This window comes from Proteus sp. fly-1067, assembly GCF_040139345.1.
GTDB lineage: Bacteria > Pseudomonadota > Gammaproteobacteria > Enterobacterales > Enterobacteriaceae > Proteus > Proteus vulgaris_B.
Genome location: NZ_JBEEUL010000179.1, coordinates 1 through 586 on the forward strand (window position 1 = coordinate 1; position 586 = coordinate 586).

1 protein-coding gene is annotated in these 586 nt (G+C 40.8%); it reads left to right on the forward strand.

Annotated elements, in window-relative coordinates; translation table 11 throughout:
* The coding region (locus tag ABN217_RS19865; protein ID WP_349459946.1) for a phage tail tip fiber protein at positions 1 to 586 on the forward strand (586 nt) is incomplete at both ends.

Sequence of the window (586 nt, forward strand, 5' to 3'; positions counted from 1 at the left end):
ATCACCAGCACTTATACCAACAACAAGCAATCGGTGACACCAAAGGGGTTTGTGGGGAATGAAGTACCTAAGTCGAGCGAACAGAAAGCCAATGCAATGGCGAATGCGGTAAGCCAACTTGAAACTAAAGTGACTGAGGTTTCAGGTAAAGTGACCTCTACCGCTCAGCAAGTCACTCGCCTTGAAAGCCTAGTGGGTTCAAGTTCAGCCAAAATCGAACAAACTTCGAAAGTGGTCACAGACATAAATGGCAAAATTTCAGCATCATGGACAATGAAAGTCCAACAAGATAGCAAAGGGAATAAAGTCATTACCGGCATTGGCTTAGGGTTTAATGCACAAGGAAATAGCCAATTTCTGGTCAATGCCCAAAACTTTGCAGTGATATCGTCATTAAACGGTAAAGTGGTGACGCCGTTTGTGATCCAAAATGGACAAGCTTTTTTCAATGATGCGTTATTTAGCAAGGCAACTATTGATAAATTATCAGTAGGTAAAAAAATCACATCCACTAATTATTTAGCGGGCAAGAAAGGATTTAATATTGATACCACAACAGGGAATGTGGAATTAAATGATGCGGTAT